At 67.9% G+C, this 19,562-nt stretch carries 24 protein-coding genes; 17 read left to right on the top strand and 7 right to left on the bottom strand.

The genetic code is table 11. The annotated features are described in order from the left end of the window. Positions 1-71: 71 nt before the first annotated feature. Positions 72-1,406 (bottom strand): nicotinate phosphoribosyltransferase, encoded by a 1,335-nt coding sequence (locus EV650_RS31385; RefSeq protein WP_134122801.1) that lies wholly within the window; start codon positions 1,404-1,406, stop codon positions 72-74. Positions 1,407-1,455: 49 nt separating this feature from the next. Here EV650_RS31385 and clpS point away from each other — a divergent pair, with 49 nt between their 5' ends. From clpS to EV650_RS31355, 6 genes are all read left to right on the top strand, one after another. Continuing rightward, positions 1,456-1,743 carry an ATP-dependent Clp protease adapter ClpS gene (gene clpS / locus EV650_RS31380; RefSeq protein ID WP_134122800.1) on the top strand — a complete coding sequence of 96 codons (288 nt, stop codon included), beginning with the start codon at positions 1,456-1,458 and terminating at the stop codon, positions 1,741-1,743. Beyond that, complete coding sequence (locus EV650_RS31375; RefSeq protein WP_134122799.1) at positions 1,740-2,291, top strand: DUF2017 domain-containing protein; 552 nt, start codon at positions 1,740-1,742, stop codon at positions 2,289-2,291. The genes clpS and EV650_RS31375 overlap by 4 nt, the downstream gene beginning before the upstream one ends. Before the next feature lie 14 nt (positions 2,292-2,305). Further along, positions 2,306-3,283, top strand: coding sequence for an aldo/keto reductase (locus tag EV650_RS31370; RefSeq protein ID WP_134122798.1), 978 nt, complete (start codon positions 2,306-2,308; stop codon positions 3,281-3,283). A 71-nt stretch (positions 3,284-3,354) separates the two neighbouring features. Continuing rightward, positions 3,355-3,813 (top strand): M67 family metallopeptidase, encoded by a 459-nt coding sequence (locus EV650_RS31365; RefSeq protein WP_134122797.1) that lies wholly within the window; start codon positions 3,355-3,357, stop codon positions 3,811-3,813. A gap of 1 nt (position 3,814) precedes the next feature. Then, positions 3,815-4,093, top strand: a complete 279-nt coding sequence (locus EV650_RS31360) for a MoaD/ThiS family protein (RefSeq protein ID WP_134122796.1) — start codon at positions 3,815-3,817, stop codon at positions 4,091-4,093. A gap of 2 nt (positions 4,094-4,095) precedes the next feature. Further along, positions 4,096-5,043 carry a PLP-dependent cysteine synthase family protein gene (locus EV650_RS31355; protein WP_134122795.1) on the top strand — a complete coding sequence of 316 codons (948 nt, stop codon included), beginning with the start codon at positions 4,096-4,098 and terminating at the stop codon, positions 5,041-5,043. An 87-nt stretch (positions 5,044-5,130) separates the two neighbouring features. On the opposite strand, the gene EV650_RS31350 is transcribed toward EV650_RS31355, so the two are convergent. Then, positions 5,131-5,424, bottom strand: coding sequence for a hypothetical protein (locus tag EV650_RS31350; RefSeq protein ID WP_238174596.1), 294 nt, complete (start codon positions 5,422-5,424; stop codon positions 5,131-5,133). A gap of 231 nt (positions 5,425-5,655) precedes the next feature. Here EV650_RS31350 and murI point away from each other — a divergent pair, with 231 nt between their 5' ends. The 3 genes from murI (at position 5,656) to EV650_RS31335 (ending at position 8,170) form a co-directional block, all read left to right on the top strand. Then, a complete protein-coding gene (gene murI / locus EV650_RS31345; protein ID WP_134122793.1) occupies positions 5,656-6,459 on the top strand; it encodes a glutamate racemase in 804 nt (267 codons plus the stop codon). A 135-nt stretch (positions 6,460-6,594) separates the two neighbouring features. Then, a complete protein-coding gene (locus EV650_RS31340; RefSeq protein WP_134122792.1) occupies positions 6,595-7,341 on the top strand; it encodes an MBL fold metallo-hydrolase in 747 nt (248 codons plus the stop codon). Next, positions 7,322-8,170, top strand: a complete 849-nt coding sequence (locus EV650_RS31335; RefSeq protein ID WP_166678356.1) for an alpha/beta fold hydrolase — start codon at positions 7,322-7,324, stop codon at positions 8,168-8,170. The genes EV650_RS31340 and EV650_RS31335 overlap by 20 nt, the downstream gene beginning before the upstream one ends. On the opposite strand, the gene EV650_RS31330 is transcribed toward EV650_RS31335, so the two are convergent. After that, positions 8,150-8,986, bottom strand: coding sequence for an alpha/beta fold hydrolase (locus tag EV650_RS31330; RefSeq protein ID WP_134122790.1), 837 nt, complete (start codon positions 8,984-8,986; stop codon positions 8,150-8,152). The genes EV650_RS31335 and EV650_RS31330 overlap by 21 nt on opposite strands. A gap of 74 nt (positions 8,987-9,060) precedes the next feature. Here EV650_RS31330 and EV650_RS31325 point away from each other — a divergent pair, with 74 nt between their 5' ends. The 3 genes from EV650_RS31325 to EV650_RS31315 all read left to right on the top strand — a co-directional run bounded on the left by EV650_RS31325 (position 9,061) and on the right by EV650_RS31315 (position 11,928). Continuing rightward, positions 9,061-9,771: a TetR/AcrR family transcriptional regulator C-terminal domain-containing protein gene (locus tag EV650_RS31325; RefSeq protein WP_134122789.1), complete on the top strand. Its 711-nt coding sequence runs from the start codon at positions 9,061-9,063 to the stop codon at positions 9,769-9,771. A gap of 61 nt (positions 9,772-9,832) precedes the next feature. Next, positions 9,833-11,347, top strand: coding sequence for a DHA2 family efflux MFS transporter permease subunit (locus EV650_RS31320; RefSeq protein ID WP_202875129.1), 1,515 nt, complete (start codon positions 9,833-9,835; stop codon positions 11,345-11,347). After that, on the top strand, positions 11,344-11,928 hold the full coding sequence (locus tag EV650_RS31315; RefSeq protein WP_134122788.1) for an acyl-CoA-like ligand-binding transcription factor: 585 nt from the start codon (positions 11,344-11,346) through the stop codon (positions 11,926-11,928). Before EV650_RS31320 ends, EV650_RS31315 begins: the two co-directional genes overlap by 4 nt. A gap of 5 nt (positions 11,929-11,933) precedes the next feature. Here the strand turns inward: EV650_RS31315 and EV650_RS31310 are convergent, their stop codons facing one another. Further along, positions 11,934-12,734, bottom strand: coding sequence for an SAM hydroxide adenosyltransferase (locus EV650_RS31310; protein WP_134122787.1), 801 nt, complete (start codon positions 12,732-12,734; stop codon positions 11,934-11,936). Positions 12,735-12,894: 160 nt separating this feature from the next. Further along, a complete protein-coding gene (locus EV650_RS31305; RefSeq protein ID WP_134122786.1) occupies positions 12,895-14,067 on the bottom strand; it encodes a Gfo/Idh/MocA family protein in 1,173 nt (390 codons plus the stop codon). A gap of 145 nt (positions 14,068-14,212) precedes the next feature. On the opposite strand from EV650_RS31305, the gene EV650_RS31300 reads away from it, so the two are divergent. From EV650_RS31300 to EV650_RS31285, 4 genes are read left to right on the top strand one after another with little or no spacing between them, the layout of a single operon-like run. Further along, positions 14,213-15,085, top strand: a complete 873-nt coding sequence (locus EV650_RS31300; protein WP_134122785.1) for an SGNH/GDSL hydrolase family protein — start codon at positions 14,213-14,215, stop codon at positions 15,083-15,085. 10 nt (positions 15,086-15,095) lie between these two features. Then, the gene (gene rph, locus EV650_RS31295) at positions 15,096-15,812 is read left to right on the top strand and encodes a ribonuclease PH (protein ID WP_134122784.1); all 717 of its coding nucleotides are present in this window, start codon (positions 15,096-15,098) and stop codon (positions 15,810-15,812) included. Next, on the top strand, positions 15,809-16,414 hold the full coding sequence (rdgB, locus tag EV650_RS31290; RefSeq protein ID WP_134122783.1) for an RdgB/HAM1 family non-canonical purine NTP pyrophosphatase: 606 nt from the start codon (positions 15,809-15,811) through the stop codon (positions 16,412-16,414). Before rph ends, rdgB begins: the two co-directional genes overlap by 4 nt. 2 nt (positions 16,415-16,416) lie before the next feature. Further along, positions 16,417-17,007, top strand: coding sequence for an ASCH domain-containing protein (locus EV650_RS31285; RefSeq protein ID WP_134122782.1), 591 nt, complete (start codon positions 16,417-16,419; stop codon positions 17,005-17,007). On the opposite strand, the gene EV650_RS31280 is transcribed toward EV650_RS31285, so the two are convergent. Beyond that, entirely contained in the window at positions 17,004-17,606 is a 603-nt protein-coding gene (locus EV650_RS31280) for a transcriptional regulator (RefSeq protein ID WP_134122781.1), read from the bottom strand. The two genes, EV650_RS31285 and EV650_RS31280, sit on opposite strands and share 4 nt — an antisense overlap. Further along, positions 17,603-17,974 (bottom strand): DNA-binding protein, encoded by a 372-nt coding sequence (locus EV650_RS31275; protein WP_134122780.1) that lies wholly within the window; start codon positions 17,972-17,974, stop codon positions 17,603-17,605. The genes EV650_RS31280 and EV650_RS31275 overlap by 4 nt, the downstream gene beginning before the upstream one ends. A 58-nt stretch (positions 17,975-18,032) precedes the next feature. Between EV650_RS31275 and EV650_RS41195 the strand changes: the two genes are divergently transcribed. Further along, positions 18,033-19,352, top strand: coding sequence for a PEP/pyruvate-binding domain-containing protein (locus EV650_RS41195; protein ID WP_134122779.1), 1,320 nt, complete (start codon positions 18,033-18,035; stop codon positions 19,350-19,352). The last annotated feature ends 210 nt before the right edge of the window (positions 19,353-19,562 follow it).

Genomic DNA, 19,562 nt, shown 5'->3' with positions numbered 1-19,562 from the left:
AGCGACGAGGGAAGACCGGGAGTCATAGCCCCATGACCACGCCGGCGCCGAAGGCCCGGCCAAAAGCTCCGTCATGTGTGGCTCCGGGAGCGGAAGGGGTTGCGGGCGTCGTAGTCGCCTTCGTACTCGGTCGGGATGACGGGTTCGCCGCGGCTCAGTTGGCTGGCGGAGCGGGGGAGTTCGGCGCGGACCTTGTCGTGGTGCGCCTGCGACTCGGCGGGCGTCGTACGGCCGACGATCTTGCCGGCCTCGACCAGTTGCTTCAGCAGCAGCCGGTCGTCGCCGTCGTCGACCGGTTGCTCGCCGACTCCGATCAGCTCGACCTCCGCGACCCCGGCCGGTGAGCGTCGTCGCAGCGCCCACTTCCGGCCGCCGATCGAGATCTTGTCCGGGCTCTTCTTCGCCACCGGGACCAGTTCGCCGCTCGAGTCCTCCCGGGCGACCAGCTTGTACACGAACCCGCAGGTCGGGTACCCGGACCCGGTCACCAGCGACGTACCCACGCCGTACCCATCCACCGGCGCCGGAGCGAGCGCCGCGATCTGGTACTCGTCCAGGTCGCTCGTCACGATGATCCGGGTCTTGGTCGCGCCGAGCGAGTCCAGCTGCTCGCGGACCTGCCCGGCCAGCGACGGCAGGTCACCGGAATCCAGCCGTACTGCGCCCAGCTCGGGACCGGTCAGCTCGATCGCGATCCGGACCGCCTCGGCAACGTCGTACGTGTCGACCAGCAGCGTGGTGCCCTTGCCGAGCGCGTCGACCTGGGACCGGAACGCCTCGCGCTCCTGGTCGTGGAGCAGCGTGAACGAGTGGGCCGCGGTCCCGGTGCTCGGGATGCCGAACCGGCGGGCCGCCTCAAGGTTCGAGGTCGCGGTGAAGCCCGCGATGTACGCCGCCAGCGCCGAGGCGACCGCGGCCTCTTCGTGGGTACGGCGTGAGCCCATCTCGATACAGGGCCGTCCGCCGGCCCACCAGGTCATCCTCGACGCCGCCGAGGCGACCGCGGAGTCGTGGTTCAGGATCGACAAGAAAACGGTTTCCAGGAGCACGGCCTCGGCGAACGACGACTCGACCACGAGCACCGGGGACCCGGGGAAGAAGATCTCCCCGTCGGCGTATCCGGAGATGTCTCCGGTGAACCGGTAGTTCACCAGCCAGTCCCGGGTAGCCTGGTCCACGATGCCGTGATCGGCCAGGAAGGCGATCGTCTGCTCGTCGAACCGGAACTGCTCGAGCGCGTCGAGGAGCCGGTTGACGCCGGCCACCACGCCGTACCGGCGGCCGTCCGGCAGGCGGCGGGCGAACAGCTCGAAGACCGAGCGGCGCTGCGCCGTGCCGTCGGCCAGGCTGGCCTGCAGCATGGTCAGCTCGTAGTGGTCTGTCAGGAGCGCGGTCGAGTGCGTCACAGGAGCAGCCTATTGCGAGACCGGAACCGATGATGGAGAGAATGGACAGGTGACCACCGCACCAAGCGAGCTCGACAGCCCTCAGGTCGACGAGGCGATCGAGCTGAGCCCGCCCTGGGTGACCATCGTCTGGAACGACCCGGTGAACCTGATGGACTACGTGACGTTCGTCTTCCAGACGTACTTCGGCTACTCCAAGCAGAAGGCGGAGAAGCTGATGATGCAGGTGCACACCGACGGCAAGTCGGCGGTCTCGAACGGGAATCGGGAAGCGATGGAACGCGACGTGGAAGCGATGCACACCTACGGCCTCTGGGCCACCTGCGAGAAGTCGTGACCCGGTTCCGCAAGCGCCGCAAGACCGTCGTCGTCAGCTTCGCCGAGCACGAGGCCGACATCCTCGCGAACCTGCTCCGCAATCTGGTCGAGCTCCTGTACGACGGCCTGCCGCCGCGCACGACCCAGTCCAGCGACCCGCTCGCCGCGCTACTCGAATCCGACGGGCCGACCGAGCCGCCGGAGGACGTCGTACTCCAGCGGCTGCTGCCGGACGCGTACAAGTCCGACGACATGGCGTCGTCCGAGTTCCGCCGCTTCACCGAGCGCGGCCTGCGCGAAGGCAAGGTCACCGACGCCCGGCGTGTCCTGTCCGCCCTGGAAGAGTCCGGCGCCGACGAGATCGCCCTCGAACCGGACGAACAGCTCTCCTGGCTCCGAGCCCTGAACGACCTCCGCCTGGCCATCGGCACCCGTCTCGAGATCAAGGACGAGGACGACTACACCACCTGGGAAAAACTCCCCGACGACGACCCCCGCCGCCTCACCTACGACCTCTACGACTGGCTCGGCTACCTCCAATCAGCCCTCCTCCACAACATGCGCTGACTAAGGTGTCGGGCATGGAGACTCGGCGGCTTGGGCGGACTGGGCGGGATGTTGGTGTGGTTGGGCTTGGTGCGTGGCAGTTGGGGGCGGACTGGGGTGACGTCGACGAGAGTGATGCGCTGGGCGTACTGCGGGCGGCTGTCGAGGGTGGGGTCACGTTCATCGATACCGCTGACGTGTATGGCGATGGGCGGAGTGAGCGGCTTGTCGGGCAGGTGTTGAAGTCGCATGAAGGTCTGACTGTGGCGACCAAGATGGGTCGGCGGGTTGATCAGGCGCCTGAGAACTACACGCTGGAGAACTTCCGGGCCTGGAACGACCGGTCTCGCCAGAATCTTGGCGTCGACACGATCGACCTGGTCCAGCTGCACTGCCCGCCGACGCCGGTCTACTCGAACGATGCCGTCTTTGACGCGCTCGATTCGATGGTCGACGAGGGACGGATCGCGGCGTACGGCGTGAGCGTGGAGACCTGTGCGGAAGCGCTCACCGCGATCGCCCGGCCGAACGTCGCCTCGGTGCAGATCATCCTGAACGCGTTCCGGTTGAAGCCGCTCGACGAGGTGCTCCCCGCCGCGCGCGAGGCCGGCGTCGGGATCATCGCCCGGGTTCCGCTGGCGAGCGGTCTGCTGTCCGGCAAGTACGACGAGCACACCACGTTCTCCGCTGACGACCACCGGACCTACAACCGCCACGGCGAGGCCTTCGACGTGGGCGAGACCTTCTCCGGCGTCGACTTCGCCACCGGGCTGGACGCCGTACGCCGCCTGACCCCGGCCCTGTCCGCCGGCACCACGATGGCCCAGTTCGCCCTCCGCTGGATCCTCGACCAGCCCGGCGTCTCGGTCGTCATCCCCGGCGCCCGCAACCCGGCCCAGGTCACCGGCAACATCTCGGCCGCCACCCTCCCACCCCTGACCAACGACCAGCTAGCGGTCGTCCGCGACACCTACGACGACCTGATCCGCCCCCAGATCCACGACCGCTGGTAACGCTCTGTCCGCATTGTGGACCGAGTCCCGGGTTGGCGGGGTGGGTCTCACGGTCGCCGTACCGTGGTCTTGTGCTGGTCATCGAACAGGGGACGTACGACGCGATCGTTGAGCATGCCCGGAAGGATCATCCGGACGAGGCGTGCGGCGTGGTTGCCGGGGTGGCTGGGTCGGATCGGGGGACTCGGTTCGTGCCGATGCTGAATGCGGCCATGTCGCCGACGTTCTACGAGTTCGACTCCGGAGATCTGTTCCAGCTGTACAAGGAGATGGACGAGCGCGACGAGGAGCCGGTGGTGATCTACCACTCGCACACTGCCACCGAGGCGTACCCGTCGCGGACCGACATCAACCTGGCCCAGGAGCCCGGCGCGCACTACGTGCTGGTGTCGACGCGGGACGGTGCGGACTCCCCGGCGTACGACGGGCCGGTCGAGTTCCGCTCGTACCGGATCGTCGACGGCGAGGTCACGGAAGAAGAAGTACGCGTCGTTGGTTCCTATGAAGACACCTCTGAAGGAGAGCACTGAGATGGCGATCGAGCTGCGCGTGCCGACGATCCTGCGCACCTACACCGGTGGCGCGAAGGCGGTCAACGGTGACGGCGCGACCCTGGCCGAGTTCATCGACAACGTGAACGGCGCCCACCCGGGCCTCAAGGAGCGCATCGTGGAGGGCGAGCCGGAGGAACTGCGCCGGTTCGTGAACGTCTACGTGAACGACGAGGACGTCCGGTTCACCGGCGGCCTGAAGACCGGGATCAAGGACGGCGACGTGGTCGTCGTGCTGCCCGCGGTCGCCGGCGGCTGATCATGCGCTTCGACAGCCTGCTGGATTCGGTCGGAGGTACGCCGCTGGTCGGGCTGCCGAAGCTCTCGCCGTCAGGCGACGTACGCCTCTGGGCCAAGCTCGAGGACCACAACCCGACCGGTTCGATCAAGGACCGGGCCGCGCTGCGGATGTTGCTGGACGCCGAGAAGGACGGCCGGCTCCGGCCGGGCAACACGATCCTGGAGCCGACGTCGGGCAACACCGGCATCTCGCTGGCGATGGCGGCCAAGCTGCGCGGCTACCGGATGGTCTGCGTGATGCCGGAGAACACCTCCGAGGAGCGCCGCCAGATCCTGCGGATGTGGGGCGCCGAGATCATCTCCTCGCCGGCGGCCGGCGGTTCGAACGAGGCCGTCCGGGTCGCGAAGCAGGTCGCGGAGGACCATCCCGACTGGGTGATGCTGTACCAGTACGGCAACCCGTCGAACGCGCTCGCCCACTACGACGGCACCGCCCGTGAGATCCTCGACGACCTCCCGTCCGTGACCCACTTCGTCGCCGGACTCGGCACGACCGGCACGTTGATGGGCGCCGGCCGGTTCTTCCGGGAGCACAAGCCGGACGTGAAGATCGTCGCCGCCGAGCCGCGGTACGGCGAACTCGTCTACGGCCTGCGCAACCTCGACGAGGGCTTCGTCCCGGAGCTGTACGACGCGACGCTGATCGACGCGCGGTTCTCGGTCGGACCGCGGGACGCCGTACGACGGGTTCGCGAGCTGCTCGACAACGAGGGCATCTTCGCCGGCATCTCGACCGGCGCGATCCTGCACGCGGCGCTCGGTCAGGCCGCGAAGTGCGTGCGTGAGGGCGAGACCGCGGATATCGCGTTCGTGGTCGCGGACGGCGGCTGGAAGTACCTGTCGACCGGCGCCTACGAAGGCACGATCGACGAGGCCGAGGATCGCCTCGACGGCCAACTCTGGGCCTGAGGCGGCAAGGGATGGTCCGGGCCGGCGGGCGGAGGCCGGTCCGGGCGAGTGCCTGTCGTTGCCTTGGGCACCTAAATCTGATTCCGGCTAGGACTCTTTGAAGAAGAGCTTGCGGCCGAGCCGGGGCTGGATCCCGCGGCCCTTGCAGCTGCTGCAGGGGCGTTGGGCGTAGCTGAAAATGCTGCCGTGGTGCCGGCCGGCACCCTTGCATCGGCCGCATTTCGCGTTCGGGTGCAGGGACAGTGAGACGACGTACAGAACGAACGCCGCGATCAGGAGCAGCAACAGCATGCCGGTCGGCCCGATGGCCGTCAGCACGTCCGCGGCAGTGCCCGTGTTGGAATCCGTGGCCTGGTTGGCCGCCTGTCCTGCAGCGGTCACGTGATCAGGCTGTGGAGTTGGTGCGGTGCCCAGTACCACCGCGATGTGGTGCGCCAGGTTCATGGCGTTCCGAGGGGCGGTCGAACAAACATCGCTCCAGAGTGGCGTGCATCACGCGAAAAGGCAATTCCATAACGTAAAGATGTGGATAACCCCGGCGTGTCGGTTGGTGGAGTTAGGTAAGGCTGGCTTCGGACCTGCCCGGAAGTGGACCTGTATAAGCTCTTCGGTGTGACTGACGCACCGGTGGGGATCTTCGACTCAGGCTTCGGGGGACTCACCGTCGCCCGCGCGGTACTCGATCAGTTGCCGCACGAACCGATCCTGTATCTGGGTGACACCGCGCGGCAGCCGTATGGTCCCAAACCGATCGCCGAGGTGCGTGAGTACGCGCTCGAGTGCCTGGACCATCTGGTCGAGGCCGGCGTGAAGATGGTCGTGATCGCGTGCAACTCCGCGAGCGCCGCGATGCTGCGAGACGCCCGCGAACGGTACGACGTACCTGTCGTCGAGGTGATCCTGCCCGCCGCACGGCGAGCGGTTGCCGCGACGCGGAATCAGCGCGTCGGCGTGATCTGTACCAAGGCAACGGCACAGTCGCTTGCCTACGACGACGGCTTCGCTGCCGCTCCGCAGATCGAGCTGTTCACGCAGGCGTGCCCGAAGTTCGTGCCGTTCGTCGAGGCCGGCGTGACGTCCGGGCCGGAGCTGATCGAGGCAGCGCACGAGTACCTGGATCCGATGGTCGAGGCCGGCGTCGACACGTTGATCCTCGGCTGCACGCACTATCCGCTGCTCACCGGCGTGATCTCGTACGTGATGGGCGACAACGTCACGCTGGTCAGCAGCGCCGACGAATGCGCGAAGGACGTCTACAGCGTCCTGACCAAGACGGGCCTGCTCCGCCCGGACAACCTTCCGGCCCCGCAGCACCGCTTCGTCACCACCGGAAGCCCCGACGAGTTCGCGGCCATCGGCTCCCGCTTCCTCGGCCCGGTGCTCTCGTCCGTCGATCAGTTCGCGTGGGTCCGATGAGTGTGACTTGGATCGCACCGAGCATCCCGGGACGTTGTCGGAGGCATCGGTCGACGGCGGAATGCCTGTGTAGCAACCCGATCGACGCGTCCGGTGGTCCTGCGAGTGACGGAACTCGCCGGTAGTGTTCAAGGTATGAAGCTCACCGTGATCGGTTGCTCCGGGTCTGTGCCCGGGCCGGACTCGGCCGCCTCGAGTTATCTGGTCACGGCCGAGGGGTTCAACCTGATCCTCGATCTCGGCAGTGGTGCGCTCGGTTCGCTCCAGCGGCACCTCGCCGTACCGGAGATCGGGGCGATCGGCCTGTCTCACCTGCATCCTGACCACTGCATGGATCTGTGCGGCCTGTACGTCGCGGCGAAGTACGCGCCGGGCGCACCGATTCCGCGGATCCCCGTCTTCGGCCCGCCCGGTACGTCCGCGCGGATGGCGCTGGCCTACGACCTGCCGCTCGACCCGGGGATGGAGGAGCAGCTGGACTTCTATGCCTGGCAGCAAGTCCAGACCGTCGGGCCGTTCACGATCAGGACCGCGCCGATGGTGCACCCGGTGCCGGCATACGCGATCCGGGTCGAGCACGGCGGTACGTCGCTCGTCTACACCGGCGACACCGGGCCGAACGACGCGTTGATCGAGCTCGCTCGCGGCGCCGACATCCTGCTGTCCGAGGCGGCGCTTCCGGACAACGATCCGAACAACCCGACCGACCTGCACCTGACTCCGGCCGACGCCGGCGAGCACGCCAAGAGGGCCGGCGTGAAGAAGCTGGTCATCACCCACGTCCCGCCCTGGTACGACCGCGTCACGCAAGCCGACAATGCCCGTCGTACCTTCCCCGGTCCGGTCGAGATCGCTACCCCGCATGCCGTTTTCGACATCTGACGGCGTTCGGTTGTGGACCGCAACCACCGGTTCTGCCAGCTCCGCGCCGGCGGTCGTGATCCTGCACGGTGGACCGGGCTTGTGGGACGACTACGCCGTACTCGCGGAGATGATCGACGACCTCACCGTCGTCCATCGCTTCGACCAACGCGGTTGCGGCCGCTCGGATCCGTCCGACACCCAGACCATGGCCCGTCTCGCCCAGGACATCGACGAACTCCGTGCGTACTGGGGTCATGAGCGGATCGTCGTCCTCGGCCATTCCTTCGGCGCCTCGCTCGCGCTGATGTACGCCGCGTCGTACGGCGACCAGGTGGCCGGAGTCGTTTACCTGGACGGTGTCGGGATCGGCGACTGGCGTACGCCGTGTCAGGCGGAGCAGGAGCGCCGGATGACCGTGGAACAGCGCGAGCGACTCGACGACCTGTCCGAACGGCGGCCGCGGACCCCGGCCGAGGAGACCGAGTTCCGCGTGCTGTCGTGGTTCACCGATTACGCCGACCGCGAGCAGGCGATGGCCTGGGCGTACGAGAGCGCGTCCGTCGACCTTCCGATCAACTTCGCGGCCAACCGCGCGCTAGCGAAGGAGACGCACGGCTGGCCCGATGGGTACGTCGCAAGCCTCGCGGCGACCATCCAAGCTCCGATCACCTTCATCCATGGCGAGGGCGATCCCCGCCCGGCATCCGCAGTCCGCGAGCTGGCCGACCACGCCCCGAACCACGCCTTCGAGCTGATCCCGAACGCCGGCCACTCGCCCTGGCGCGAGGATCCGGAAGCGGTAAGAGTCCTCCTTCGGCGCGTGGTCTCAGGCGAAGAAGGGGCGTAGGACTTCGCCCACCGTGCTCGGATCGCCGTCGTCTTCAGGACCGGAGTGGTCGAGTTTCGGGAGGGTGCGGAGCGTCGAGTGCGGGAGTACTGCGGTGAGTTCGTCCAGCGAGATCCCGAAGTACGCCGGACTCCGGGAGCCCGTGAGGAGCAGGACGTCGGCGTCGACGGTCGCGTACTCCTTGCCGGTGTCCGCCAGCTGCTCGAGGATGCGAAGGTCGCCTGTCATCGTCGGGATCAGGTCGGGGATCGGCACGTCGTCGCCGTTGGCCTTCGACTGGAAACGCATGCCGAGAGTCAGCAGCGGGACGAGCAGAAACCGTGGGATGGCCCGGAAGAGTGGATCGACCCCGAGGCCTTTGAACACGGTCGCCAGCGCAGCGCCTGATCGGCCGGCGGCGAGCTCGCGCCGGTAGCGCTGCCCCCATTCGAGCGGTACGGAGCCGTTGATCGACAGCGGTGGTTCGTAGAGGGCGAGCTGGTCGATGGCCGGCGTGACCATCGCGGTCCGCAGCCCGATCAAAGCCCCTGAGCTCAGTCCGAAGACCTTGGCTGCGCCGGTCTCCTTGAGCAGAGCCTGCAGATCCTCGACCTCGCGATCGATGCCGAAGTCCGGTCCATAGGGACCGCTCAGCCCGCGTCCTCGGCGGTCGGGCACGGTGACGGTGAAGTCCGTATCGAGGGCCGAGGCCAGCTTCATGAAGTTCTGCGCGGCCAGCATCGAACCGTGCAGCAGGATCACGCCCGGCCCACTCCCGACCTGCCGATAACCGATCACCGTGCCGTCGGCCGACACCACCGATCCCTTGCGGTACATCTGTCCTCCCCAAACCCGGGCACACTGTTCGCAGTAACCGTACTGCGAACAGCGTGCGCAGTAAACTCCTGCCCATGGACCGACCACCGATCTGGCTCCGACCGGAGCGAGCCGCCCGCGGGCCCCGGCCGGCGCACAGTCGCGCCGAGATCGCCGCGGCCGCCGTCCGGGTCGCGGATGCCGAAGGGCTCACGGCGGTGTCGATGCGGCGGATCGCGACCGAGCTCGCCACCGGCACCACCTCGCTCTACCGGTACGTCGATGGCAAGGACGAACTCTTCGACCTGATGGTCGATCACGCCATGGGTGACGGCAGGCCGCCGGCCCCGACGGGCGACTGGCGTGCCGACCTGACAGCGGTCGCCCACGAACAGCGGGCGCTCATGCTGCGTCATCCGTGGCTCGTTCGACTGCCGGCGACCAGGCCAGTCCTCGGGCCGAACACCCTTGCCTGGTTGGAAGCGACGTACGCCGCGGTCGACGTGCCGGGGCTGGATGCCGACGAGGTGCTGGCGCAGGCGGCCACGTTGCTGACCTTCGTTCGCGGTCATGCCCTCGAGGAGATCGCTGAGCTCGAGGCGGCGCGTGGTGACCAGGCGGCGATGTCCGACTGGCTGGCGAAACAGGCGCAGTACGGCGAGCGGGTGATCGGGAGCGGCGACTATCCACATCTGAGCCGGATGATGCTCGAGGCCGAGACGCCACATGCTGCCGACCGGTTCGACCGGCTCTTCGAACGGAGCCTCGGGCATGTGCTGGACGGTCTGGCGGCGCATCGCAGCTAGACAGATCGTGATTCTGAGATTTACTCTCAAATTAGAGTTGATCTCAGAAAGGTGATTCGTCATGACCGTCTCGCTCGATCCGCGCCGGTGGTGGGCGCTGGGTGCGATGTCCATCAGCCTGATCGTGATCGGGCTGGATCTGACCGTGCTGAACGTCGCGCTGCCGACGCTCGCGACCGATCTGAACGCGTCGACCAGTCAGCTCCAGTGGTTCGCGAACGCGTACACGCTGGTGCTCGCCTCGCTGCTGCTTCCGGCCGGCCTGCTCGGCGACCGGTTCGGGCCGAAGTGGCTGATGCTCGGCGCGCTGGTGGTGTTCGGACTGGCGTCGGCGGCGTGTGCGTTCGCGAACTCGCCCGGTCAGCTGATCGCGGCCCGGGCGGCGCTCGGGATCGGCTCGGCATTCCTGATTCCGCTGTCGATGTCGTTGCTGAACATCCTGTTCGCCCCGGAAGAGCGCCAGCGCGCGATGACGATCTGGCTGATGGCGAACTCGCTCGGGATCCCGCTCGGCCCGCTGCTCGGTGGCTGGCTGCTGGACCACTACCGCTGGGGTTCGATCTTCCTGATCAACCTGCCACTAGTTGCAATCGGACTAGTTGCAGTCGCCCTGCTGATCCCGCGGACGGCCGGCCACCGGTCGCGGCGGATCGACGTACCGGGGATCCTGCTCACCGCGGCCGGGTTGGTCGCGCTGACGTACGGGTTCATCGCGGCCGGGGAGCATGGATGGGGCTCGGCCTGGGCGCTCGGCGGGATCGGGGGTGGAGTGGTCTTCCTGGTCGCGTTCTGGGCCTGGGCACGGCGTGCGGCGGATCCGTTGATCGACTTGAAGTTGTTCCGGTCGGCGGGCTTCACCTGGGGGACGGTGCTCGCGACGTTGGCGTCGTTCGCCTTGGTGGGCTTGCTGTTCGTGCTGCCGCAGTTGTTCCAGGCGGTGCAGGGTGCGGATGCGTTCCAGGCCGGATTGCGGTTGCTGCCGATCATCGGCGGGATGCTAATCGGCGCGAAGGTTGCCGAGCGGTTGGTCGAGGTGGCCGGGGCGCGGGTCTCGGTGGCGATCGGGTTCTCGTTGATGCTGATCGGGCTGGCGATCGGTGCGTTCACGAGAGTCGGCGACGGGTACGGCGTGACGGCGATCTGGGTCAGCCTGGTCGGTGTGAGCATCGGGTTCACCCTGCCGCCGATGAACGGGCTCGCGCTCGCCGCGTTGCCGATCGAGCGCAGTGGATCCGGGTCCGCGCTGATCCAGGCCTCGCGTCAGGTCGGTGGCACGCTCGGGGTCGCGATCCTCGGGACGGTGCTCAATGCGGCGTACCGGAACCACCTGGACGTCAGCGGACTGCCGCCCGCAGCGGCGGCTGCGGCTCGCGACAGTGCGTCGGCGGCGGTCGCGATCGGTTCGCCCGGACTCGTGCGCTCCGCTCGGGCGGCGTTCGTCAACGGGATGGACGTGACGTTGTGGGTGTGCAGCGGGCTCGCGGTGGTGTCGATCGTGCTCGCGCTGGCTTTCCTGCCCCGCCGTACCCGCGCCGCCGACGCCAGCCAGGAGAAAGTTGCCACAATCGGCGTATGAGTGGTTTGCGGGAGCGGAAGAAGGCGAAGACCCGGGCGGCGATCCAGGAGCATGCGCTGCGGTTGTTCCGGAAGCAGGGGTACGCCGCGACGACGGTCCAGGAGATCGCGGCCGCGGCCGAGGTGTCGCCGGCAACGTTCTTCCGGTACTTCGCGACCAAAGAGGACACCATCGTCTTCGACCGGCTCGACCCGGTGCTGATCGAACTGTTCCGGAGTCAGCCGCCCGAGCTGAGTCCGACCGAGGCCCTCCGGGGAGCGATCCGGCAAAGCATGGACACCCTCTCCGAGGCCGAGTGGGTGCTGGAGTCCGAACGCCAGCAGTTGGTGATGAACGCCCCCGAGCTGCGGGCCCGCATGCTCGACCAACTGTACGAAGGCATCGACCTGCTCGCCGGCCTGGCCGCCGAACGGACCGGTCGTTCCCCCGAGGACATCGCCGTCCGCGCCTGGGCCGGAGCGGTCGTCGGCGTCGTCATGGCGACGTACCAGCACCTGGATGTCGACGACACGCTCCCGAAGTACCTCGCAACCATGGACCTCGCCTTCGACCAACTCGCAGGGCTCCCGCTGGAACCGTAGTCGCCTCAGGCCACCTTCTCTGCGACCGATACCGACACCGGATCGCCAGGCTGCAAGCCGAACGCCGAGGCTGCCGAGCCGCCGCGGATGACGAGCTCGGTGAAGCCGGTGCCGGAGCTGCCCGGGATGATGCCGGGGGAGTTCCGCGGCACGGCGGTCAGGTGCGGGTAGCAGGTCACGTCCTTGCTCTGGGCAACCGTCACGACATCGCCGGGGGCGAGCCCGAGGTCGCGGTCGAGTTTGCAGTTGCCGAAGTTGTCGACGACGGCAACGACCGGGTCCTCGTCGTCGAGCTCGGGTACGGCGGTTTCGACCGCGGGGACGGTCCGCCCGTCGGCGACCCACTTGGCCAGCAGCGGCAGGTACCACAGGCTGCGGAACTGGGTGCCGGCGATCTTGTCGATCTCGGCCGGCGGGAATCCGGCCGCGGTCACGGCCTCGCGGATGTCCGTGACGTAGACCCGGTCGATCCCGAGCTCACGCCGTACCAGGGACAGGACGCGGGCGTTGAAGGTGGTCGCGACCAGGTGCTCGCCGTACCAGAAGTAGCCGAACGGGACGCCGTTCGGCCAGACGCCGTCGCGGGGCGCGATGTTGAGCAATGTGATGGTCGGATGGCCGTCCTCGCCGAGCGCCGAGGTGGCGAGCAGACAGTCGAGCAGGGTCAGTGCGGCGAACGTCTCCGGATCGGGTCCGTCGGCGGCGACGATGGTCGGCGACTGGCCGAACAGGGCGCCGATCCGGGTGCTGAGTCTGGCCCGGGCGTTGCCGTCGAAACAGTCGGTGATGTAGGTGATCGGGTACATATCAAGCTCCGTGTGGGTTGCAGTCTGTGGAAACGAAAGAGGCCCCCGACATCGGGGGCCTCTCGCTGCAAGCACACGTGCCTACGCCGCTAGAGTCCTCCGCATCGAGGGCTCAGCATTCGCAGTGCGGCGTACCAGGTCACGACGTGGAGGATAGCACTCAGCGCACCTGGCCATTGTCGAAATACCTCACCAAGGTCGGGTCAAGGGCTGGGATGTCCTGCGGTACGCCGTTCGCGCGCAGGGACTGGGTTGCGGCGTAGCCGGCGGCCACCGCGGCCCGGGCGGCGACCGGGGAAGTGAGCGTCAGACCACCGTCGCGGACGAAGTTCACGAACTCGGCCACCAGGTGCGGGTCCGCGCCGCCGTGGTGCTCGGTCTCGCCGGCGATCTCGACGACCTGGTCGGCGTCCTCGCGGTACCCGGAACGGCGGCTGTTCCAGACCTTCACCACACCGCCGGCGGTGTCGCCGAAGTTCTCCAGCCGGCCGTGGGTGCCGATCACCGTGTAGTTGCGCCAGTAGTCCGGCGTGTAGTGGCACTGCTCGTAGGTCATGAAGACCCCGTTGTCCAGCAGGAGATTCGCCATCGACAGGTCCTCGACGTCCATCACCGGCGCCAGGCCCTTCTGCTCCAGCGGCGGCCAGTTCTGCTCCGAGACGAAGTCGCCGAACCGCTGGCCCGACCGGTCCAGCCGGTCGGTGATCCCGCCGTACAGCGTGAGCGCACCCATCGCGTTGACCCGGGTCGTGTAGCCGCCGGCCAGCCAGTGCATCACGTCGAGGTCGTGGGCACCCTTCTGCAGCAGCAGTCCGGTGGTCCGGCTCCGGTCGGCGTGCCAGTCCTTGAAGTAGAAGTCGCCGCCGTGGCCGACGAAGTGCCGGCACCAGATCGCCTTCACGTCGCCGATCGCACCGTCCTGGATCAGCTTGCGCATGGTCAGGACGACGGGCATGTGCCGCATGTTGTGGCCGACGTACAGCCGGGCGCCGGAGTCGTACGCCGCCTGCAGGACCCGGTCGCAGCCCTCGGTGGTGATCGCCAGCGGCTTCTCCACGAACACGTTGACCCCGGCGGCGAGGAAGTCGATCGCCGGCCCCTCGTGCAGGTCGTCCGGCGTGGTCAGGAACACCCCGTCCAGCTTCTGGTCGAGGAGCTCGGTGTGATCGGCGTACCCCGTCGCCTGCGGGTACAGCTCGAGGGTGGCGTCCCGCTGGCCCGCGGCCGGGTCGGCGAAGGCCACGACCTCCGACCCTTCACCAGGACGGTGTGCGTACTTCGCGATCCGACTCCGGGCACCAAGTCCGACCACGCCAAACCGAAGATCACTCATACCAGGCACTCCTGCGCATAGTTGTTTCCAGTAGCCTAACTCCGAGCAGTTCTGATCCTCAATCACCTGCCTTTGACATGACGTTGCCCCACTCGTCATCCGCCGAACATCACAGTCTCGCTCCGTGCGCCCACCATGGCGGAATGTGAGCCTCCACTACGTGGCACTGGGGGACTCGACCACCGTAGGTGTCGGGGACCCGATGAACGGCAGCAGTACAACCGACCTGTCCGGTGCCGGTGCGCGCCCGGGCGAGGGGTGGCGGGGCTGGGCCTCGCTGCTCGCCGACTCCCTGGCCAGCTCCCACCGTGTGACGTTCTCCAATTTCGCGACCAGCGGCGCCACCGTGCCGATCGTCGCGACCGAGCAACTGCCCGAGACCGGTGACGGTCCGATCGACATCGCCTCGCTGATCGTCGGGGTGAACGACACCCTGCGGTCGACCTTCGACGCCGGCCGGATCCGTGAGCACCTGCAGTTCTGTGCGGAGCAGTTGACCGCTCGGGGCGCGCTGCTGCTGACGGTCCGGTTCCACGACCACGGCAAGGTGTTCGGCCTGCCGAGATGGCTGCGGCGGCCGCTGTGGCAGCGGATCGAGCAGGTCAACGTCGCGTACGACGACCTGCACGCGCGGTACGGCGGGATCCGGCTGGACATGGCCGACTACCCGGAGGTGTACCGGCGGGACTTCTGGAGCATCGACCGGTTGCACCCGGGGGAGCGCGGGCATCGCACGCTCGCCCGCGCGTTCGCCGACGAACTGGCGATCCGTGGCGTGCGGATCGACGTACGGCCGGAGCTGGACTGTGCCTATCGGTCGCCGGGCAAGTGGGCCGACGCGGTCTGGCTGGTCAAGGAAGGCATCCCGTGGGTCGGGCGCCGGGCCAACGACCTGCTGCCGTGGGCAGCGCGGATGGCGGTCACGCAGGTCCGGCCGTCCGGACCGCTCGCCTTGCCGCCCTCGCCTATCGCTCTTCCGCCGTCGTCCAATGCGGAGGTGCAGCGTCTGGAGGCATAGGGTCTGATTCATGGCCCGTATCGATGGACGTACCACTGACCAGCTCCGCCCGGTGACGATCACCAGGAACTGGCTCGACCACGCCGAGGGCTCGGTGCTGGTCGAGTTCGGGCGGACCCGGGTGCTGTGCGCGGCGAGCGTGACCGAGGGCGTGCCGCGCTGGCGCAAGGGCAGCGGGCTCGGCTGGGTCAGCGCGGAGTACGCGATGCTGCCGCGGGCGACCAACACCCGCTCGGACCGGGAGTCGGTCAAGGGCAAGATCGGTGGCCGGACCCACGAGATCTCCCGGCTGATCGGGCGCTCGCTGCGGGCCGTGATCGACTACAAGGCGCTCGGCGAGAACACGATCGTGCTCGACTGCGACGTACTGCAGGCCGATGGTGGCACCCGGACGGCGGCGATCACCGGCGCGTACGTCGCGTTGGCGGACGCGGTGTCGTTCCTGCGGGAGCGGAAGCTGCTGAAGAGCGAGCCGCTGACCGGGACGGTGTCCGCGGTCTCGGTCGGGATCATCGACGGGACGCCGATGCTCGACCTCTGCTACGAGGAGGACGTCCGGGCCGAGACGGACATGAACCTGGTGATCACCGGCGACGGGAAGTTCATCGAGGTGCAGGGCACGGCTGAGGGCGCGCCGTTCGACCGCACCGAGCTGGACAGCCTGCTGGAGCTGGGTATTTCCGGCTGCGCCGACCTCGCGAAGCTGCAGCAGGAGGCGCTGGCGTGAGTCGAGTCTTACTGGCATCGAACAACAAGAAGAAGCTCGAGGAGCTGCGGCGGATCCTGACCCCGATCGTGCCCGGGATCGAGGTGCTCGGGCTCGGCGACGTACCGGCGTACGACGAACCGGCCGAGACGGAGCCGACGTTCGAGGGGAACGCGCTGCTGAAGGCGCACGCCGCGCTGGCCGCGACCGGGCTGCCGTCGATCGCGGACGACAGCGGGATCTGCGTCGACGCGCTGAACGGGATGCCGGGCGTGCTGTCGGCGCGCTGGTCCGGGCCGGCGAAGGACAACCACGCCAACAACGTGCTGCTGCTCGGCCAGCTGGAGGACGTGCCGGACGAGCGGCGCGGTGCGTCGTTCGTGGCTGCGGTGGCGTTCGTACGGCCGGATGCCGAGGACGAGATCGTGATCGGCGAGATGCGCGGGTCGGTGATCCGCTCGTTGCGTGGCACCGGCGGATTCGGGTACGACGTACTGTTCCAGGCCGAGGGGTACGACCGCACCACGGCCGAACTGTCGATCGAAGAAAAAGACGCCATCAGCCACCGGGGCAAGGCACTTCGCACCCTGGCGCCGATGGTGGCGAAGGCGTTGGGGAGTTAGTCATGTTGTTTGCCGGATCGGATCGCGACGGGGTCGCGGACGGAAAGATCACCGTGGCGTATCGGCGATGGGCCGAGTCGCGAGTGGTCGAGGGGCGGATCTACCGCACGAACGCGGGCCGGATCGAGATCGAGAGCATCCGCGAGGTCAACCCCGAGCTGATCGCGGACACCGACGCCGACGTCGCCCTCGCCGACCGCCAGAACGCCAAGGACGTACGGCGCCGGCTCCGTGGCGACGATTCGATGCCGACGTTCCTGATCCGCTTCCACCTGGTCGACGAGCCGGATCCGCGCGAGCAGCTGGCCGCGCAGACCGAGCTCAGCGAGGCTGACCTGGCCGACCTCCGCGCCCGGCTGGCCGCCTTCGACAACTCCAGCCACCACGGCTCGTGGACAACCGAGACTCTCCGGCTCATCCAGACCAGTCCCGCCACCCGGGCGGGCGATCTCGCCGCGTCCGTGGGGCGTCAGACCGCGCCGTTCAAGTTGGATGTCCGCAAGCTGAAGAACCTTGGTCTGACCTACAGTCTCGAGGTCGGCTACCGGCTCACGCCCCGAGGTGCTGCCTATCTGGATGCCATAGGCAACTAGTCGCCGCGGTGCAGGTTGAGGGTGGCGAGCAGGTCTTCGTGGAGCTCGAACCAGACGCGGTGGCAGGAGTCGACCTCGCTGCGGTCGACCCAGGCTGACTCGCCTGCGGTGGCGTTGGTGAGCGCCCGTGAGAACCGCAGGTCATACCCGCCGAACCGCGGCAGCACCGCTGTCAACCGCCGCGCGATGCTTCCGAGCGCCCGCTCGATCACCTTGAGTTCATGCAACACCCCGGCATCCCAGGCAGCGTCAGTGTGATCATTTGCTGCCAACGGATCCGCACCGACCGGCCGCAGTTGCCAGTCGGTGCAGGCCTGTTGCAGAAGGGTGTTGAGCGGCAGGAAGTCGTCGTACACCTTGCGGACGACGTCGGTGTTGTCGAGCTCTTGTGCGAGCAGGCGCTCGTTCTCCGCGCGACCGCTCTCGGTCAGCGACCATCCCGCCGTACCTGCGAACTCGGTGTAGGTCGTCCATCCTCGGGCCTCGGCGTCGTGCAACGCTTCCTCCGTTTGTCCTTGCTGGAGGTTGAAACGCTCAGCGATCGCCGTGGTGTCGGCGAATCCCTTCAGCCGTACGGCGTGCAGCACGAGGAGCATCATGAGTCGTGCCGGGAAGTCAGCCGGTTGAACCGCTGCTGACAGGCCTGCGGAGAGCTGAACCCCATCGCGTCGGCCATCTCCGCCCAGGTCAGCCCCGAACTCCTGGCCAGGAACAGCAGGCCGGACTCGACCTCCTCGACCTCGGCTCGCGCGGCCGGCAACAGCACGAGCGCGGCCAGCAGGTCGTCGTTGGTCAGGTCTGCGGATCGCCAGACCGCGAACTGAGTGAGATCCACCGCCGACAACGGGATCGGCGCCGGCCGCCACGGTCGCCGGGCCAGGTCCTTCGCGCCTCGGTCGAGAAGTTGCTCACGGGCCTCGTGCTGACGCTCGGCCTGGGCCTGATTCGCGTCTTGCTTGCGTCGCATCCGCATACAGTGGATCATCAACGTTTTGTTGTCAACGTTGTGTTGATAGGAGGATCGCATGCTGGTGCCGCTAGCGGCAGCGACCGCAGACCTATGCGGCGGCAAGGCCGCCGCACTCGGCGCCCTGATCCGAGCCAACCTCCCGGTCCCCGAGGGAGTCGTCGTACCGTTCCCGACGCACGACGCTCACCCGCTCCTCGCCCGCCGAGTCGCGCGCGGCGAACACCGCCCACCGAAGGTGCTGACTGAGGACCTGAGCCGGCTCGAGAGCGTCGAGTTGACTGAGGAACTGGGGCGGTGGCTCGACAGCGTCGGCGATCCGGTCGTTGCAGTGCGATCGTCGGCTGCGAACGAGGACACCGCTTCCGCATCGGCTGCTGGGCAGCACGACAGCTTCCTCGGAGTACAAGGGGTCGCGGCGGTCGAGGCCGCCGTACGTGCCTGCTGGGCGTCCCTCTGGTCCGACCGCGCGACCGCCTACCGGGACGCCTCAGGTGGTGACGCGTCGATGGCCGTGATCGTCCAGCGCCAGGTGGATTCCGAGGTATCCGGGGTCATGTTCACACCCGCCGATGCCACCGGTACGACGGTCATCGAGGCGTCCTGGGGGCTCGGGCCAAGCGTCGTCGAGGGTCGAGTGACTCCCGACCGGTACTGGGTCACCGCGGACGGCTCCGTCACCCGCACGATCGCGGACAAGCCAACGTCGCTCGACCGCCACGGATCACACGCCGTACCCACCAGCCGGCGTACTCAAGCCACCCTCACCGATGCAACCGCCACACGCCTGGCGCAACTCGGCCAAGAGGTCACCGCCGTCCTAGGCAACGCCCAGGACATCGAGTGGGCGCTCACCGCAGACCACCTCTGGCTCCTACAGTCCCGCCCAATCACCGCCCAACCCCCAACCGCGTCACCCAGCAGCGCCGGTCAGCCCGCCGCTAGCAGTCTCCGAAGCGGCGTCCCGGCCAGTGTCGGTCAGGCCGCCGCCAGCGGTCTCCGAAGCGGCGTCCCCGGCAGCGCTGGTCAGCCCGTTGTTGGCGGTCTTCGTGGCCGAGTCCTGACCGGCGCACCGGCCAGCCACGGTACGGCGAGCGGTCCCGTCAGAATCGTTCTCGGGCCGGCCGACTTCGGTCGGGTTCGTCCCGGCGACATCCTCGTGTGCCGCTTCACCGACCCGGCCTGGACGCCTCTTCTCGGGATCGCGGCCGGCGTCATCACCGAGACCGGCGGGATCCTGTCGCACGCCGCCATCGTCGCCCGCGAACGCGGCATCCCCGCAATAGTCGCCGTACCCAACGCCACAACCGACCTCCCCAACGACACCCCCATCACAATGAACGGCTCCACCGGAACCATCCACAGACCGGAGGGATAGGGACTCTGGTCGAGCGGGTTCTGGAAGTACTGCGGTTCGCCGGGCCTTCGGGTTGCTGTAGCGCGTGGGCCTTCGGGTCTGCTGTGGTGCGGTGGGGCCTTTGGATGGGGTGTGATTGCGTCTCCGGGCTGCGTGAGGGTGCTAGTCGTGGCGGTGTGAGTCAAGTGCGCCTTCGGCGTCCCTGCGGGATCTTCGACACTTGACACACAC

This window comes from Kribbella kalugense (assembly GCF_004365875.1).
In the GTDB taxonomy this organism is placed as follows: domain Bacteria; phylum Actinomycetota; class Actinomycetes; order Propionibacteriales; family Kribbellaceae; genus Kribbella; species Kribbella kalugense.
This window is presented reverse-complemented; position numbering and strand designations above follow the sequence as displayed.